This window comes from Streptomyces genisteinicus (assembly GCF_014489615.1).
GTDB classification, from domain to species: domain Bacteria; phylum Actinomycetota; class Actinomycetes; order Streptomycetales; family Streptomycetaceae; genus Streptomyces; species Streptomyces genisteinicus.
Genome location: NZ_CP060825.1, coordinates 5,214,778 through 5,231,000, shown reverse-complemented (window position 1 = coordinate 5,231,000; position 16,223 = coordinate 5,214,778). Strand labels below are relative to the sequence as shown.

The following is a 16,223-nucleotide window of genomic DNA, read 5'->3' as shown; positions in this document are numbered from 1 at the left end:
GGGAGGAGGGATCAGCCGAGCTCGTGCGTCCAGCCGTGGACGTCCTCGGCGCGGCCGGTCTGGATGTCGAGCAGGGCCTTGCGGAGCTTCATGGTGACCTCGCCCGGCTCGCCGCCGGACTGCTCCCACTCGCCGTCCTTGGTCTTGACCGTGCCGACGGGGGTGATGACGGCGGCGGTGCCGCAGGCGAAGACCTCCTTCAGGGCCCCGCTCTCCGTGTCGGCCCTCCACTGCTCGATGGAGATCCGGCCCTCCCGCGAGGGGTGGCCGAGGTCCTCGGCGAGGCGCAGCAGGGAGTCACGGGTGATGCCCGCGAGAAGGGAGCCGGTGAGGGCGGGGGTGACGATGTGGTCCTCGTAGACGAAGTACAGGTTCATCCCGCCCAGTTCCTCGACCCAGCGGTGCTCGACGGCGTCGAGGTAGGCGACCTGTGCGCAGCCGTGGGTGGCCGCCTCCGCCTGGGCCAGCAGGGACGCGGCGTAGTTGCCGCCGGTCTTGGCGTCGCCCATGCCGCCCGGGACCGCGCGGACCCGGTCCTCGGAGAGCCAGATGGAGACCGGCTCGACACCGCCGGGGAAGTAGGCGCCGGCGGGCGAGGCGATGACGATGAAGAGGTACTCGTTGGCCGGGCGGACGCCCAGACCGACCTCGGCCGCGATCATGAAGGGGCGCAGGTAGAGCGAGGACTCGCCGCCGTGCTCGGGGACCCACGCCTTGTCCTGCTGGACCAGCGCGTCGCACGCGCCGATGAACAGCTCGACGGGCAGCTCCGGCATGGCCAGCCGGCGCGCGGACGCCTGGAAGCGGCGGGCGTTGGCGTCGGGGCGGAAGGTGACGACCGAGCCGTCCGGGCGGCGGTAGGCCTTCAGGCCCTCGAAGATCTCCTGCGCGTAGTGCAGGGTCATGTTGGCCGGGTCGATCGACAGCGGCGCGTACGGGACGAGCTCGGCGTCGTGCCAGCCCCGGCCCTCGGTCCACTTGATCGTCACCATGTGATCGGTGAAGTGGCGGCCGAAACCGGGGTCGGTCAGGATCGCCTCGCGCTCGGCGTCGGACAGCGGGTGCGAGGAGGGCTTGAGCTCGATCGTGGGCGTCGTCATGAGTGGATGTCCTTCACCGGTTGTCAGTGGCGGACCGCGCTCACGCCGGGCCGATGCTCGGACGTCCGAGCATCGGCATGCGCCACGGCCCACGTTCGATTATCGCGCGCGAAGGACCGGGCAGGGAACAGCGTGGTGGCGGCCCCGGGATCGATGGTTGCACCCGGGGCCGTGCAGGAGAAGCCGCCGGGCGCTGAGGGGATGCGACCCGGCGGCTTCTGGGGGTGTCGGGGGACAGCCCCCGGAATGATTCGCTCCGGCGGGTCAGCTCGCTACGCGTACCGCGAGCGCGTCGCCGATCTCGTCCGTCGTGCGGACCGTCTCGGCCGTGCGTTCCGCCAGGTCGGCGGCGACCGCGTCCTCGATGCGGACGGCCTCGGCCTCGTGGCCCAGGTGCCGCAGGAGCAGGGCCACGGAGAGGACCGTGGCGGTGGGGTCGGCCTTTCCGGCGCCGGCGATGTCGGGCGCCGAGCCGTGGACGGGCTCGAACATCGACGGGAAGGCGCCGGTCGGGTTGATGTTGCCGGACGCGGCCAGGCCGATGCCACCGGTGACGGCGGCGGCGAGGTCGGTCAGGATGTCGCCGAAGAGGTTGTCGGTGACGATGACGTCGAAGCGCTCGGGCTGGGTGACGAAGAAGATCGTCGCGGCGTCGACGTGCAGGTAGTCGGTGGTGACCTCGGGGTACTCCTGGCCCACGCGGTCGAAGATGTTCTTCCACATGTGGCCGGCGTACACGAGGACGTTGTTCTTGTGCACCAGCGTGAGCTTCTTGCGGGGGCGCGCCGCGGCCCGCGCGTACGCGTCGCGCACGACGCGCTCCACCCCGTACGCCGTGTTGAGGCTGACCTCGGTGGCGACCTCGTGCTCGGTGCCGGTGCGCAGGGAGCCGCCGTTGCCCGTGTACGGGCCCTCGGTGCCCTCGCGGACGACGACGAAGTCGATGTCCGGGCGGCCGGCGAGCGGGGTCGCCGTGTTGGGGAACAGCTTCGACGGCCGCAGGTTGACGTAGTGGTCGAAGGCGAAGCGCAGCTTCAGCAGCAGCCCGCGCTCCAGGACGCCGGACGGGACCGAGGGGTCGCCGATGGCGCCGAGCAGGATCGCGTCGTGCCCCTTGAGGGACTCGAGTTCGGCGTCCGGCAGGGTTTCCCCCGTGCGGTGCCAGCGCTGGGCGCCGAGATCGTACTCCCGGGTCTCCAGCTTCACGTCCTGCGGGAGGACGGCGGCGAGGACTTTCAGGCCCTGGGCCACGACTTCCTTGCCGATGCCGTCACCGGGGACCACTGCGAGATCGATGCTGCGAGACATGTCGGCACCCTACTCCCGCGTCCCATTCATTGACATTCGCCGTCCACCATATGGACGGCCGATCGCCGGACGGGACCCCTGCGGGAGCCGGCGGGGCTGCTCGGCGACCGGTTCAGTGACCGGTCTCGCCGCCGTTGTCACGGCGGTCGAGGGCGCGCTGCAGGGCGGCGGCCGCGTTGCGGCGGTCGGCCTCGGAGGCGCGGGTGGTGCGGCGGACGCGGCGGGCGGTCTCAGCGGACATGGTGATCGACTCCTCGGAGATCGGAATGATGTCGAAGGCGCCGGAAGGGGCGGGGAGCGGTGCCACAGGGATTGCCTGCGCGAGGGCACTGGCTCACGACCGCCATTCGCTGGATCGAGCGAGACGTTCGGCTCCTACAAAGCTAGGACAGCCGGGCGCTTCTGTCTCCACAATTACTCGGACTTCCTACTATCTGAGACGGCGCCCCTCCCGGCCTGCACCGCAGCACCGCCGCACGGCGTAGAGCACGACCGCCGTCGCGCTCTACGCCGTGCGGCGGATCGCCGCCCGCGGCGACGCGAAGCCCGTGCGGCGCCCTGACCTCCCGGGGCGCGGCACGAACCGCTGTTTGTCCGCGGTCCCCCGGGGCATCCGCGTCCGGGGAGGTTGACATGAACGCTCATGTACTCGGGGCCCGCGGATCCGCCACGGCCCGCAAGGCGGCGAACAGCAAGGCCGTCGGCTACGGCGCCCGGTGGGGCCTGGCGGCCCGCGGGGTGCTCTACATCCTGATCGGTGTGCTCGCGCTCCAGATCGCCCTCGGCGACGGCGGGGAGCAGGCCGACCGGGGCGGGGCGCTCGCGACGCTGTCGGAGCAGCCCTTCGGTTCGGTGATGCTCTGGGTGGTCGGCATCGGACTCGTCGGCATGGCGCTGTGGCGCCTGTCGGAGGCGGCCTTCGGCGCCGCGGGCCCGGACGGCGGCAAGGCGTCCAAGCGGGCGCTGTCCGGGGCGCGGGCCGTGTTCTACGCGTTCGTCGCCTACTCGGTGCTCGCCTTCGCGGCGGGCGAGAGCGGCAGCGGCTCCAGCGACCAGCAGTCCCAGGACGTCACCTCGCGCGCCCTGGAGCTGCCCGCCGGCCAGTGGCTGGTCGGCCTGGCCGGCGCCGGGATCGTGGTGGCCGGCGTGGTGGTGGCCGCGCGTGCCGCGATGCGCAAGTACCACAAGCACCTGAAGCGCGGTGAGATGTCGCGCGGCGCCCGCCGCTTCACCGACGTCACCGGCGTGGGCGGCGGCGTCGCCCGCGGTGCGGTCTTCGCGGTGATCGGCTTCTTCGTGGCACGCGCCGCGATCCAGTACGACCCGGACGAGGCCAAGGGATTCGACGACGCCCTGCGGACGTTCGCCGACACCCCTGCCGGGCCCTGGCTGCTGGCTCTGATCGCGGCCGGACTCGCGCTCTTCGGTGTCTTCTCGTTCGCCATGGCGCGGTGGCGCAAGGTGTGACGGACCGGGCCGCGCGGCGGCCCCGGACGCGGCGGTGGGGCGGCACCCGTCTCCACGGGTGCCGCCCCACCGCCGCGTCCGGGCCCTGGTCGTGCCGGGGCTCAGCGGCAGACGGCGGCGGCGTCAGTCCGCGACGGCGGCCTCCAGGCGCCCGGCGACCCGTTCCACCCAGGCCGTGAACTCCTCGCGCTCGCGGGCGCCGCCGCCGCACAGCGCGGCCGCCTGGGCGTCCGTGATCCGGTTCGGACCGTCCTCCGACAGCAGCCGGTGCAGTTCGCGGGTGAGGGCCGCGAGCCGGGTCGCGTCGGGGTGGTCGATCGCGTCGGCCCCGTGGCCGGGACCGAGGGTCGTGGAACCGGGCATGACGTCTCCTCCTCGGCGGTGCCCCCTGCCGCCAGCGTAAGCCCGCCCCACGCGAGCCGCCCCCGGCCGGTCTAGGGGGACCGGCGGGGGGCGGTGTTCTCGGGCGTACCCGGGGCTCAGCCCATGTGCGGGTACGTGTAGTCGGTCGGCGGGACCAGCGTCTCCTTGATGGCGCGGGTCAGCGTCCAGCGCATCAGGTTCTGCGGGGCGCCGGCCTTGTCGTTGGTGCCGGAGGCCCGGCCGCCGCCGAAGGGCTGCTGGCCGACGACGGCGCCGGTCGACTTGTCGTTGATGTAGAAGTTGCCCGCGGCGTAGCGCAGCTTCTCCATCGTGTGCGCTGCGGCGGCGCGGTCGCCCGCGATGACCGAGCCGGTCAGGGCGTACGCGGAGACCGACTCCATCTGCTCCAGCATCGCGTCGTAGGCGTCGTCCTCGTAGACGTGCACGGCGAGGATCGGGCCGAAGTACTCGGTCGTGAAGACCTCGTTCTCCGGGTCGGAGCACTCGATGACGGTCGGGCGCACGAAGTAGCCGACCGAGTCGTCGTAGGTGCCGCCGGCGACGACGGTGCAGCTCGGGTCCTCGTGGGCGCGGTCGATGGCGGCCTTGTTCTTGGCGAAGGACCGCTCGTCGATGACGGCGCCGATGAAGTTCGTCAGGTCGGTGACGTCGCCCATGGCGATGGCGTCGACCTCGGCGGCGAACTCCTCCTTGAAGCCGGAGTTCCAGATGGACGCCGGGATGTAGGCGCGGGAGGACGCCGAGCACTTCTGGCCCTGGAACTCGAACGAGCCGCGGGTCAGGGCGGTCTTCAGGACGGCGCGGTCGGCGCTCGGGTGGGCGACGACGAAGTCCTTGCCGCCGGTCTCGCCGACGATGCGCGGGTAGGAGCGGTACTTCTCGATGTTGTTGCCGACCGTCTTCCACAGGTGCTGGAAGGTGCGGGTCGAGCCGGTGAAGTGGATGCCGGCGAGCATCGGGTGCTCCAGCGCCACCTCGGAGACGGCGATGCCGTCGCCGGTCACCAGGTTGATGACGCCCTTGGGCAGGCCGGCCTCCTCCAGCAGCCGCATCAGCAGCACGGCGGCGTGGGTCTGGGTCGGGGACGGCTTCCAGACGACCACGTTGCCCATGAGGGCGGGCGCGGTCGGCAGGTTGCCCGCGATGGCGGTGAAGTTGAAGGGCGTGATCGCGTAGACGAAGCCCTCCAGCGGGCGGTGGTCCATGCGGTTCCAGACGCCCGGCGAGTTGGCCGGGGGCTGCTCGGCCAGGATGTCGCGGGCGTACTTGACGTTGAAGCGCCAGAAGTCGACGAGCTCGCAGGGGGTGTCGATCTCGGCCTGCTGGGCGGTCTTGGACTGGCCCAGCATGGTGGAGGCGGCCAGCGTCTCGCGCCAGGGGCCGGCCAGCAGCTCGGCGGCGCGCAGGATGATCGCGGCACGGTCGTCGAACGACATGGCGCGCCAGGCCGGTGCGGCGGCGAGGGCGGCGTCGATCGCGTCCTGGGCGTCCTGGGTGGTGGCGCCGGCGAAGGTGCCGATGACGGCCTTGTGGTTGTGCGGCTGCACGACGTCGACGCGCTCGCCGCCGCCCATCCGGCGCACGCCGCCGATCGTCATCGGCAGCTCGATCGGGTTCTCGGCCAGCTCCTTGAGCTTGACCTCCAGGCGGGCGCGCTCGGGCGAACCGGGGGCGTAGCCGTGGACCGGCTCGTTGACGGGCGCGGGGACCTGGGTGACGGCGTCCATGGTTGCCATGACTCCTTCTTCGGGGGTGTAAAGGGCCCTGGGTTCGGGTCAGTTCTTGGTGATCATCGAGCGCACGAAGAACAGGAGGTTGGCCGGCTTCTCGGCGAGGCGGCGCATGAAGTAGCCGTACCAGTCGGTGCCGTACGCGGTGTAGACGCGCATCCGGTGTCCCTCGGCGGCGAGCCGGACCTGCTCGTCGCTGCGGATCCCGTACAGCATCTGGAACTCGTACTCGTCGAGCTTGCGCCCGGCGCTGCGGGCGAGCTCCTGGGCGATGGCGATGAGCCGCGGGTCGTGGGACCCGATCATCGGGTACCCCTCGCCCTCCATCAGGATGCGCAGGATCCGCACGTACGCCTTGTCGATCTCCGCCTTGTCCTGGACGGCGACGGAGGCGGGCTCCTTGTAGGCGCCCTTGACGATGCGGACCCGGCTGCCGGCGGCCGCGAGCCGGCGCGCGTCGTCCTCGGTCCTGAAGAGGTAGGCCTGGATGACGCAGCCGGTCTGCGGGAAGTCCTTCCGGAGCTCCTCGTGGATGGCGAACATCGAGTCCAGGGTGGTGTGGTCCTCGGCGTCGAGGGTGACGGTGGTGCCGATGGCGGCGGCGGCCTCCACGACGGGGCGGACGTTGGCGAGCGCCAGCTCGTGGCCGCCCTCCAGGGCCTGGCCGAACATCGAGAGCTTGACGGACATCTCGGCCCGCTCGCCGAGGCCGAGCCCGGCGAGGCGCTCGACGAGCTCCAGGTAGGCGTCGCGTGCCGCGTACGCCTGCTCGCGGGTGGTGATGTCCTCGCCCACGACGTCGAGGGTGACCTCCAGGCCCCGGTCTGCGGCGTCCACGACGATCGGGACGACCTCGTCGACGGTCTCGCCGGCGATGAACCGGGCGACGACCTGCTTGGTGCCGGGGGCGGCCGAGACGAAGCGGCGCATCGCGTCGCTGCGCGACGCTGCGAGGATCACGGGACCCAGCACGGGGCACCTCCATGGAACACGGGTGAGGGGGCCGTACACGGTAAGCGGACAAACCGGTAACGGCACGAAGAACCACCGTGAAATCTAAGGATCGCTCCGATCGGGGGCCATCGACAGCTGTCACGCATCCGTGGCCGCGATCTCAGACATCTGTCTGAACAAAGTGCGAGAATGACCGCGTGAAGGGCGACTACCAGGACCTGGTCGACGAGATCTCCGCACTGCTCAACGCACCGGCGACCCTGGAGAACCGGGATTTCGGCCTGATCGCCTTCGGCGCCCACGAGGGCGACGACGCGGCCATGGACCCGGTCCGCACCCGCTCCATCCTCACGCGCCGCTCCACTCCCGCCGTCCGCGCCTTCTTCGAGGACTTCGGCATCGCGCGCGCCACCGGTCCGCTGCGCATCCCCGCCGCCCCCGAGGCCGGCGTCAACCGCAGCCGCCTCTGCCTGCCCGTACGGCACCGGGGCGTGGTGCTCGGCTACGTCTGGCTGCTGGACACCGACCCGGGCCCGGGCCCGGAGCAGCTCGCCGCGGCCATGGAGGTGACGGAACGCATCGGCGGTCTGCTGGCCGACGAGGAGCGCGCCGGCGCCGACCTCTCACGGGAGCTGCGCGCGGTCCTCACCGCCGCGCGCCCGGGGCCGTACGACACCGCGGCGACCGCGCTCGGCAACGCCCTCGGCGAGGACGCCGGCGGGCTCCACATGCTCGTGTGCGTGACGCCCTGGCGGGCGGGGGACTCCCCGTCGGCGCGGTCGCTGCCGGGCGCGGCCGCGCTGTGCACGCTCCCGCTCCGGGCGGGCGCGGCGTCCGGTGAGGCGCTGGCGGCGCTCGTGCGGGTGCGCGCGGCGGACCACCCGGCGCCGGCCGTGGCGGCGGCCTCCCGGCTGCGGGGGCCGGCCGGCGAGGCGGGCGGCGGCGCGGTGGGGTGCGGGGTCTCGGACGCCCGGCGCGGACTGGCCGAACTGGACGGGGCGTGGCACGAGGCCGCGTCGGCGGCGCGCGCCTGCCTCGCCGAGGACCGGTTCGGGCCGGTGGCCCGCTGGGCGGAGATCGGCGCCTACCGGCTGCTGACGGCACTGCCCGCGGCCGCCGCCTCGGACCGGTCGGTGCGGGAGCTGCTGGCTCCGGCGCACCGGGAACTGGCGCGCACCGCCGAGGTGTTCCTCGACCACGCGGGGCAGGCGGGGCGCACGGCGGCGGCCCTGGGCATCCACCGGCAGACGCTGTACTACCGGCTCTCGCGCGTGGAGCAGTTCACGGGGCTCGACCTCGACGACGGCGAGCACCGGCTGCTGCTCCACATGGCGCTCAAGGGCCACCGGCTGTGACGGCGGCCCCGGCCGGGGGCGGCGTCGTGCGGGGCGCGCCCCGGCGGGGCGGCGGCGCAGCCCCTGCCGGGGAGGACGGCGCTACGCCGGCCGCGGCCCTTCGGCGGCCGCCTTCATGACGAGGCGCAGCCCCTCGGTGAGCTCACCCGCCCGGGTGGCCGTCGCGGGGTCGAACTGCCACTGGGCGATGAGGCCCATCATCAGCGTCGTGTAGAACTTGCCCAGCGTGTCGACGTCGGGATGGCCGACCGCCGGTTCCTCGCCGCCCTGGAACATCGGGATGAGGCCGCGCGCCGCTTCGCGCTGCTCCCTGGCCAGGTAGTCGCGCACCTCCGGCACCAGGTCGCCCATGGCCACGATCTCCATGCTCAGGTGCCAGAGGCTGTCCGGCCCGCGCATGGTGCCGATGATGTTGGACCAGACCTCCTCGAAGCGCTCCAGGGACCCGGGAGCCGCGCCGGTCCGCGTGCGCCCGGCGCCGTCGAACTGGTCGGAGACCTCTTCGACCAGGGCGAGGTACGCCTGCCCGAGCAGCTTGTCCTTCGAGCCGTAGTGGTAGCCGATCGACGCGAGGTTGGTCCCCGACGCCTTGACGATGTCGCGCGCGGTGGTGCGCACGAATCCCTTCTCCAGGAGGCAGCGCTTCGCGCCGTCGAGCAGATCCTCGCGATGTCCCATGGCAGCAGCCTAGCCCGGCCTGTACGGGCGTCCTATACAGATGCATTATACAGCCGTTCTATACAGTTGTTTTATACGGCCGTACATTGCTCTGCATGACGCACTCCGCCGCATCGCCGCGCGCCGGCCGCCGCGAATGGACCGCCTTCGGCGTCCTGCTGCTGCCGCTCCTGCTCGTCTCCATGGACGTCTCCGTCCTCTACTTCGCGATCCCCGCCATCGCCCGGGAGCTGGACCCCGGCTCCACCCAGCAGCTCTGGATCTTCGACGTCTACGCCTTCGCCCTCGCGGGGCTCCTGATCACCATGGGCTCGATCGGCGACCGGATCGGGCGCCGCAGGCTGCTGATGCTGGGCGCCGCCGCCTTCGGTGCCGCCTCGGCCGGCGCGGCGTACGCGCAGAGCGCCGAGATGCTGATCGCCGCCCGGGCGCTGCTCGGCATCGGCGGGGCGACGCTCATGCCCTCGACCCTGGCGCTGGTGCGCAACATGTTCCGCGACGACGCCCAGCGCACCACCGCGATCGGCATCTGGTCCGGCGCGATGGCCGGCGGCATCGCCCTCGGCTCCGTGCTCGGCGGGGTGCTGCTGGAGCACTTCTGGTGGGGCTCGGTGTTCCTGGTCAACGTGCCCGCGATGGTGCTGCTGCTGATCCTCGTCCCGTTGCTCGTCCCGGAGTTCAAGGACCCCTCCCCCGGCCGCTTCGACCTGCTGAGCGTCCCGCTGTCGATGGGCGCGGTACTCCCCGTCGTCTACGGGCTCAAGGAGATCGCCGCCGACGGATGGCACACCGTCTCCGCGCTGTGCGTCACCGGGGGCCTGGCCGTCGGATACGTCTTCGTGCGCCGTCAGCGGAGCCGGCCGGACGCCATGATCAGCCGGGAGCTGTTCCGCGGGCGCGGATTCGGGACCGGCGTCGTCCTGAACGGCCTGGCCATGTTCGCCATGATGGGTTCCGCGTACTTCACCACCCAGTACCTCCAGTCGGTCCTCGGCATGGGCTCGCTGGAGGCCGCCCTGTGGAGCCTCGTCCCCTCCCTCGCCGTCGGCGGGGCCGCGCCCGCGGCCGGTGCGGCCGCGGGGCGCTTCGGCCGGCCCGCCGTCGTCACCGGCGGATTCCTGGTGGGCGCCGGCGGCTACGCGATCCTCGCGGCGGCCGGCACCGACTCCCTGGTGGTCCTGCTCGCGGGGGCCACCGTCATCGGCTGCGGCATCGTCACCGTGGCCGCCACCGTCTCCGACATGGCGCTCGCCGCCGCTCCGCCGCAGAAGGCGGGCTCGGCCGCCTCGGTCCTGGAGACGGGGCAGGAGTTCGGCGGCGCGCTGGGCATGGCGTTCCTCGGCAGCGTGGGCACGGCCGTCTACCGCCGGGAGATGGAGGGCTCGGCGCCGGCCGGCCTGCCCGCCGAGGTGCTGGACACCGCGCGCGAGACGCTGGGCGGAGCGGTCGCGGTCGCCGGCCGGCTGCCGGAGGCGGCCGGAGGCACGCTGCTGGACGCGGCCCAGCGGGCGTTCGTCCAGGGCATGGGGACCGCCGCGATCGGCGGCGGAGCCGTGCTGGTCGGCGCGGCCGTGCTCGCCGCGGTGGTGCTGCGCCGCACGGAGCGGCCGGCCGGCCGCACGGCCGGGGAGCCGGAGGCGGCCGTGACGGCAGGGCGCTGAACCCGGTCACGGATGTGCCCCGGCCCGGCTGCGCAGGCAGCCGGGCCGGGGCACATCCGTGGACGGACGTCAGTCCGCCAGGTTCACCGAGCGGGCGGAGGCCGCGCCGATCTCCTCGGCGATCTCCGTGACCACCGCGGGCGGGACGGTGTCGTCGACGGTGAGCACGACGAGCGCCTCGCCGCCCTCCTCCGCGCGGGAGACCTGCATGCCGGCGATGTTCAGACCGGCCTCGCCGAGGATGCGGCCGACGGTGCCCACGACGCCCGGGCGGTCGTCGTACCGCAGCACCAGCATGTGGTCGGCGAGCGCCAGGTCGATGTCGTGGTCGCCGATGGCGACGATCTTCTGGAGGTGCTTGGGCCCGGCCAGCGTGCCGGAGACCGCGACCTCCTCGCCGCCGGAGAGCGTGCCGCGCACCGTGACCACGTTGCGGTGGTCGGGCGACTCGGAGCTCGTGGTCAGACGCACCTCGACACCGCGCTCCTGCGCGAAGAGCGGGGCGTTGACGTAGGAGACGGTCTCGTCCACGACGTCCTCGAACACGCCCTTGAGCGCGGAGAGTTCGAGCACCTTGACGTCGTGCTGGGTGATCTCGCCGTAGACCTCGACGTCGAGGCGGACGGCCACCTCGCCGGCGAGGGCGGTGAAGATGCGGCCGAGCTTCTCGGCGAGCGGCAGACCGGGGCGCACGTCCTCGGCGATCACGCCGCCCTGGACGTTGACCGCGTCCGGGACCAGCTCGCCGGCGAGCGCGAGGCGCACCGAACGGGCGACGGCGATACCGGCCTTCTCCTGCGCCTCGTCGGTGGACGCGCCGAGGTGCGGGGTGCAGACGACCTGGTCGAGCTCGAAGAGCGGGGAGTCCGTGCAGGGCTCCTTCGCGTACACGTCGAGACCGGCGCCGGCGACGCGGCCCTCCTTGAGCGCCGTGTAGAGCGCGGCCTCGTCGACGATGCCGCCGCGCGCCGCGTTCACGATGCGGACGGCGGGCTTCACCTTGTGCAGCGCCTCGTCGCCGATGAGGCCGAGGGTCTCGGGGGTCTTCGGCAGGTGGACGGTGATGAAGTCGGAGACCTCCAGCAGCTCGTCGAGCGAGAGCAGCTTGACGCCCATCTGCGCGGCGCGGGCCGGCTGGACGTAGGGGTCGTAGGCGACGATCTTCATGCCGAACGCGGACATCCGCTGGGCGACCAGCACGCCGATGCGGCCGAGGCCGACGACGCCGAGGGTCTTCTCGCTCAGCTCGACGCCGGTGTACTTGGAGCGCTTCCACTCGCCGTTCTTCAGGGCGGTGTTGGCCTGCGGGATGTTGCGCGCGGTGGCGACGAGCAGGCCGCACGCGAGCTCGGCGGCCGTGACGATGTTGGACGTCGGGGCGTTGACCACCATCACGCCGGCCTTGGTGGCGGCGGAGACGTCCACGTTGTCCAGGCCCACACCGGCACGGGCGACGACGCGCAGCTTCTTGGCGGCGGCGACGGCCTCGGCGTCCACCTTGGTCGCGGAGCGGACCAGGATGGCGTCCACGTCGGCGATGGCCGGGAGGAGCTCCGCGCGATCGGCGCCGTTGCAGTGGCGGATCTCGAAGTCCGGGCCGAGCGCGTCGACGGTGGCGGGCGAAAGCTCTTCAGCGATGAGTACGACAGGTTTCGAGCTCACGTGAGTCCTCACATGTCCGGTGCAGACGGCCGTCCCGACGGCCGCAGCGGTGGAGGGGGCTAGCCGCGTGGAAGACGCACGACACTGTGGGCCTGACGCGTATGTAGGGATGAGTGTAGTGGTGGACCGGGGCGCGTCATGCGCCTCGGTGGAAGGATCACCCGTCCGTGGCTGGACGAAACGGCGGGGCGGGGGGACCGGCGGCCGGTCCCCCCGCCGGGCGCTCACGCCTCGTCGTTGTCGACCCAGCTCATGAGCTTGCGCAGCTCCTTGCCCGTGGTCTCCAGCAGGTGCTCGGAGTCCTGGGTCTTGTACTCGTTGTACTTCTTCAGACCGCCGTGGTACTCGTCCATCCAGTTCTTGGCGAACGTGCCGTCCTGGATCTCGGCGAGGACCTTCTTCATCTCGGCCTTGGTGGCGTCGGTGATGATGCGGGGCCCGGTGATGTAGTCGCCCCACTCGGCGGTCTCGGAGACCGACCAGCGCATCTTCTCCAGGCCGCCCTCGTACATGAGGTCCACGATGAGCTTCAGCTCGTGGAGGCACTCGAAGTACGCGATCTCCGGCTGGTAGCCGGCCTCGGTCAGGGTCTCGAAGCCCGCCTTGACCAGAGCGGCGGTGCCACCGCAGAGGACGGCCTGCTCACCGAACAGGTCGGTCTCCGTCTCCTCCTTGAAGGTGGTCTTGATGACGCCGGCGCGGGTGCCGCCGATGCCCTTGGCGTAGGACAGCGCCAGGTCGAACGCCTTGCCGGTGGCGTCCTGCTCGACCGCGGCGATGCACGGGACGCCGCGGCCCTCCTCGTACTGGCGGCGGACCAGGTGGCCCGGGCCCTTGGGGGCGACCATCGCGACGTCGACACCGGCCGGCGGCTTGATGAAGTCGAAGCGGATGTTGAGGCCGTGACCGAAGAACAGGGCGTCGCCGTCCTTCAGGTTGTCCTTGATCGACTCCTCGTAGACCTGGGCCTGGATCGGGTCCGGGACGAGGATCATGATGACGTCGGCCTCGGCGGCGGCCTCGGCCGGGGTCACCACGCGCAGGCCCTGCTCCTCGGCCTTGGCCTTGGACTTGGAGCCCTCGTGCAGACCGACGCGGACGTCGACACCCGAGTCACGCAGCGACAGCGCGTGGGCGTGGCCCTGGCTGCCGTAGCCGATCACCGCGACCTTGCGGTTCTGGATGATGGACAGGTCGGCGTCGTCGTCGTAGAACAGCTCGGCCACTGGGAATCTCCTTGGAGTGCTGGTGTTGCGTCCCACCGTACGGCGGGAGGGGGCGGGGAGGTTTCGGGGTCTCGCCTGGCGAGAAGGTCCGGGGCGTTCCGTCAGGCGGAGCGCTCCAGCGCGCGCAGCGAGCGGTCGGTGATGGACCGCGCGCCACGCCCTATGGCGATCGTGCCGGACTGGACGAGTTCCTTGATGCCGAACTGCTCCAGCATCTTGAGCATCGCCTCCAGCTTGTCACTCGAACCGGTGGCCTCGATGGTGACGGCCTCGGGCGAGACGTCCACGGTCTTGGCGCGGAAGAGCTGGACGATCTCGACGATCTGCGAGCGGGTCTCGTTGTCAGCGCGGACCTTCACCAGGACCAGTTCGCGCTGGATCGCGGCGGCCGGCTCCAGCTCGACGATCTTCAGGACGTTGACCAGCTTGTTGAGCTGCTTGGTCACCTGCTCCAGGGGCAGGGACTCGACGTTCACCACGATGGTGATGCGGGAGATGTCGGGGTGCTCGGTGACACCGACCGCGAGCGAGTCGATGTTGAAGCCGCGGCGGGAGAACAGCGCCGCGATCCGGGCGAGGATGCCGGGGGTGTTCTCGACCAGGACCGAGAGCGTGTGCTTGGACATGGTGGGGATCGCTCTCTCTCAGTCGTCTTCGTTGTCGCCGAAGTCCGGGCGGACGCCGCGGGCGGCCATGACCTCGTCGTTGGAGGTGCCGGCGGCGACCATCGGCCAGACCATGGCGTCCTCGTGGACGATGAAGTCGACCACGACCGGGCGGTCGTTGATCGCGTTGGCCTCGGCGATGACCTTGTCCAGGTCGTCGGGGGACTCGCAGCGGATCGCGTGGCAGCCCATCGCCTCGGAGAGCATCACGAAGTCCGGGACGCGGGTGCCCTTCGAGGGCTGCTTGCCGTCCGCCTCGGGGCCCGAGTGCAGGACGGTGTTGGAGTAGCGCTGGTTGTAGAAGAGGGTCTGCCACTGGCGGACCATTCCGAGCGCGCCGTTGTTGATGATCGCGACCTTGATCGGGATGTTGTTGAGCGCGCAGGTGGCCAGTTCCTGGTTGGTCATCTGGAAACAGCCGTCGCCGTCGATCGCCCAGACCGCGCGGTCCGGCTGCCCGGCCTTGGCTCCCATGGCCGCGGGGACCGCGTACCCCATCGTCCCGGCGCCGCCGGAGTTGAGCCAGGTGGCGGGCTTCTCGTAGTCGATGAAGTGGGCGGCCCACATCTGGTGCTGGCCGACGCCCGCGGCGAAGATCGTGCCCTCCGGGGCGAGTTCGCCGATGCGCCTGATCACCTGCTGGGGGGCGAGGCTGCCGTCGCCGGGCTGGTCGAAGCCGAGCGGGTAGGTCTCGCGCCAGCGGTTGAGGTCCTTCCACCAGGCGGTGTAGTCGCCGGCGCGGCCGTCGTTGTGCTCGGCCTGGACGGCCTGGACCAGGTCGGCGATGACCTCGCGGGCGTCGCCGACGATCGGCACGTCGGCGGTGCGGTTCTTGCCGATCTCCGCCGGGTCGATGTCGGCGTGGACGATCTTCGCGTACGGCGCGAAGCTGTCCAGCTTGCCGGTGACGCGGTCGTCGAAACGGGCTCCGAGGGCGACGATCAGGTCGGCCTTCTGCAGCGCGGTGACGGCGGTGACCGCACCGTGCATGCCCGGCATCCCCACGTGCAGCGGGTGGCTGTCGGGGAACGCGCCCAGCGCCATCAGGGTGGTGGTGACGGGGGCTCCGGTGAGCTCGGCGAGCACCTTCAGCTCGGCCGTCGCGCCGGCCTTGATCACGCCGCCGCCCACGTACAGGACGGGGCGCCGGGCCGCGGTGATCAGCTTGGCGGCCTCGCGGATCTGCTTGGCGTGCGGCTTGGTGACCGGGCGGTAGCCGGGCAGGTCGGTCTGCGGCGGCCAGCTGAAGGTCGTCTTCGCCTGGAGGGCGTCCTTGGCGATGTCGACGAGGACGGGGCCCGGACGGCCGGTGGCGGCGATGTGGAACGCCTCGGCGATGGTGCGCGCGATGTCCTCGGCCTTGGTGACCAGGAAGTTGTGCTTGGTGATCGGCATCGTGATGCCGCAGATGTCCGCCTCCTGGAAGGCGTCCGTGCCGATGGCCTTCGAGGTGACCTGGCCGGTGATCGCGACGAGCGGCACGGAGTCCATGTGCGCGTCGGCGATCGGGGTGACCAGGTTGGTGGCGCCGGGGCCCGAGGTCGCCATGCAGACGCCGACCTTGCCGGTGGCCTGCGCGTAGCCGGTGGCGGCGTGGCCGGCCCCCTGCTCGTGGCGGACGAGGACGTGCCGGACCTTCGAGGAGTCCATCAGCGGGTCGTACGCCGGGAGGATGCAGCCGCCCGGAATGCCGAAGACCGTGTCGGCCCCCACTTCCTCGAGAGAGCGAATGAGGGACTGCGCACCCGTGACGTGTTCGACGGCGGCGGACTGCTGCCCGCCGTTACGGGGCCGCGGCTGGGGATGGTGGGCCCCGGAGGCCTGCTCGGTCATCGGCATTCTCTTCTCGATGCTGAGGGTTTTTGCGAGGGTTTGGTACGACTGCGGTCTGTGCCGGTGCAACAAAAAACCCCTCGTGCCGGGAGGCAAGCGAGGGGAGCGCGTCGGAGGTGTCCGCGGAGCTGTCTTCAGGCAGCTCCGCTCAGCCGACGCGCTTTCCAAGTACGAGAATTCGGGTGCGCATGGCACTGACC

At 71.6% G+C, this 16,223-nt stretch carries 14 protein-coding genes; 3 read left to right on the top strand and 11 right to left on the bottom strand.

The genetic code is table 11. The annotated features are described in order from the left end of the window. Positions 1 to 11 precede the first annotated feature (11 nt). The 3 genes from IAG43_RS22785 to IAG43_RS35015 form a co-directional block, all read right to left on the bottom strand. Positions 12 to 1,100 (bottom strand): branched-chain amino acid aminotransferase, encoded by a 1,089-nt coding sequence (locus IAG43_RS22785; RefSeq protein WP_187742556.1) that lies wholly within the window; start codon positions 1,098 to 1,100, stop codon positions 12 to 14. A 264-nt stretch (positions 1,101 to 1,364) separates the two neighbouring features. Then, complete coding sequence (locus tag IAG43_RS22780) at positions 1,365 to 2,408, bottom strand: 3-isopropylmalate dehydrogenase (protein ID WP_187742555.1); 1,044 nt, start codon at positions 2,406 to 2,408, stop codon at positions 1,365 to 1,367. A gap of 112 nt (positions 2,409 to 2,520) precedes the next feature. Next, complete coding sequence (locus IAG43_RS35015) at positions 2,521 to 2,649, bottom strand: hypothetical protein (protein ID WP_281403977.1); 129 nt, start codon at positions 2,647 to 2,649, stop codon at positions 2,521 to 2,523. 392 nt (positions 2,650 to 3,041) lie between these two features. On the opposite strand from IAG43_RS35015, the gene IAG43_RS22775 reads away from it, so the two are divergent. Next, a complete protein-coding gene (locus IAG43_RS22775; RefSeq protein ID WP_187742554.1) occupies positions 3,042 to 3,875 on the top strand; it encodes a DUF1206 domain-containing protein in 834 nt (277 codons plus the stop codon). A 123-nt stretch (positions 3,876 to 3,998) separates the two neighbouring features. Here the strand turns inward: IAG43_RS22775 and IAG43_RS22770 are convergent, their stop codons facing one another. The 3 genes from IAG43_RS22770 to IAG43_RS22760 form a co-directional block, all read right to left on the bottom strand. Further along, positions 3,999 to 4,238: a hypothetical protein gene (locus IAG43_RS22770; protein WP_187742553.1), complete on the bottom strand. Its 240-nt coding sequence runs from the start codon at positions 4,236 to 4,238 to the stop codon at positions 3,999 to 4,001. Positions 4,239 to 4,354: 116 nt separating this feature from the next. Continuing rightward, positions 4,355 to 5,986, bottom strand: coding sequence for an L-glutamate gamma-semialdehyde dehydrogenase (gene pruA, locus IAG43_RS22765; RefSeq protein ID WP_187744595.1), 1,632 nt, complete (start codon positions 5,984 to 5,986; stop codon positions 4,355 to 4,357). Positions 5,987 to 6,034: 48 nt separating this feature from the next. Next, positions 6,035 to 6,961 carry a proline dehydrogenase family protein gene (locus IAG43_RS22760; RefSeq protein WP_187742552.1) on the bottom strand — a complete coding sequence of 309 codons (927 nt, stop codon included), beginning with the start codon at positions 6,959 to 6,961 and terminating at the stop codon, positions 6,035 to 6,037. 179 nt (positions 6,962 to 7,140) lie between these two features. On the opposite strand from IAG43_RS22760, the gene IAG43_RS22755 reads away from it, so the two are divergent. After that, entirely contained in the window at positions 7,141 to 8,298 is a 1,158-nt protein-coding gene (locus tag IAG43_RS22755; protein WP_187742551.1) for a PucR family transcriptional regulator, read from the top strand. Positions 8,299 to 8,379: 81 nt separating this feature from the next. Here the strand turns inward: IAG43_RS22755 and IAG43_RS22750 are convergent, their stop codons facing one another. Then, positions 8,380 to 8,976, bottom strand: coding sequence for a TetR/AcrR family transcriptional regulator (locus IAG43_RS22750; RefSeq protein WP_187742550.1), 597 nt, complete (start codon positions 8,974 to 8,976; stop codon positions 8,380 to 8,382). 95 nt (positions 8,977 to 9,071) lie between these two features. On the opposite strand from IAG43_RS22750, the gene IAG43_RS22745 reads away from it, so the two are divergent. Beyond that, positions 9,072 to 10,637: an MFS transporter gene (locus IAG43_RS22745; RefSeq protein WP_187742549.1), complete on the top strand. Its 1,566-nt coding sequence runs from the start codon at positions 9,072 to 9,074 to the stop codon at positions 10,635 to 10,637. Between the two features lie 69 nt (positions 10,638 to 10,706). Here the strand turns inward: IAG43_RS22745 and serA are convergent, their stop codons facing one another. The 4 genes from serA to IAG43_RS22725 form a co-directional block, all read right to left on the bottom strand. Then, entirely contained in the window at positions 10,707 to 12,299 is a 1,593-nt protein-coding gene (gene serA / locus IAG43_RS22740) for a phosphoglycerate dehydrogenase (RefSeq protein ID WP_187742548.1), read from the bottom strand. A gap of 224 nt (positions 12,300 to 12,523) precedes the next feature. After that, positions 12,524 to 13,525 (bottom strand): ketol-acid reductoisomerase, encoded by a 1,002-nt coding sequence (gene ilvC / locus IAG43_RS22735; protein ID WP_187742547.1) that lies wholly within the window; start codon positions 13,523 to 13,525, stop codon positions 12,524 to 12,526. 101 nt (positions 13,526 to 13,626) lie between these two features. Next, on the bottom strand, positions 13,627 to 14,151 hold the full coding sequence (ilvN, locus tag IAG43_RS22730; RefSeq protein ID WP_187742546.1) for an acetolactate synthase small subunit: 525 nt from the start codon (positions 14,149 to 14,151) through the stop codon (positions 13,627 to 13,629). Between the two features lie 18 nt (positions 14,152 to 14,169). Further along, entirely contained in the window at positions 14,170 to 16,023 is a 1,854-nt protein-coding gene (locus IAG43_RS22725; protein WP_187742545.1) for an acetolactate synthase large subunit, read from the bottom strand. Positions 16,024 to 16,223: the final 200 nt, after the last annotated feature.

Bases quoted from the DNA above. Each gene is read 5' to 3' on its own strand.
- IAG43_RS22785 (WP_187742556.1), bottom strand. From the start codon at position 1,100: ATGACGACGCCCACGATCGAGCTCAAGCCCTCCTCGCACCCGCTGTCC.
- IAG43_RS22780 (WP_187742555.1), bottom strand. From the start codon at position 2,408: ATGTCTCGCAGCATCGATCTCGCAGTGGTCCCCGGTGACGGCATCGGC.
- IAG43_RS35015 (WP_281403977.1), bottom strand. From the start codon at position 2,649: ATGTCCGCTGAGACCGCCCGCCGCGTCCGCCGCACCACCCGCGCCTCC.
- IAG43_RS22775 (WP_187742554.1), top strand. From the start codon at position 3,042: ATGAACGCTCATGTACTCGGGGCCCGCGGATCCGCCACGGCCCGCAAG.
- IAG43_RS22770 (WP_187742553.1), bottom strand. From the start codon at position 4,238: ATGCCCGGTTCCACGACCCTCGGTCCCGGCCACGGGGCCGACGCGATC.
- pruA (WP_187744595.1), bottom strand. From the start codon at position 5,986: ATGGACGCCGTCACCCAGGTCCCCGCGCCCGTCAACGAGCCGGTCCAC.
- IAG43_RS22750 (WP_187742550.1), bottom strand. From the start codon at position 8,976: ATGGGACATCGCGAGGATCTGCTCGACGGCGCGAAGCGCTGCCTCCTG.
- IAG43_RS22745 (WP_187742549.1), top strand. From the start codon at position 9,072: ATGACGCACTCCGCCGCATCGCCGCGCGCCGGCCGCCGCGAATGGACC.
- ilvN (WP_187742546.1), bottom strand. From the start codon at position 14,151: ATGTCCAAGCACACGCTCTCGGTCCTGGTCGAGAACACCCCCGGCATC.
- IAG43_RS22725 (WP_187742545.1), bottom strand. From the start codon at position 16,023: ATGACCGAGCAGGCCTCCGGGGCCCACCATCCCCAGCCGCGGCCCCGT.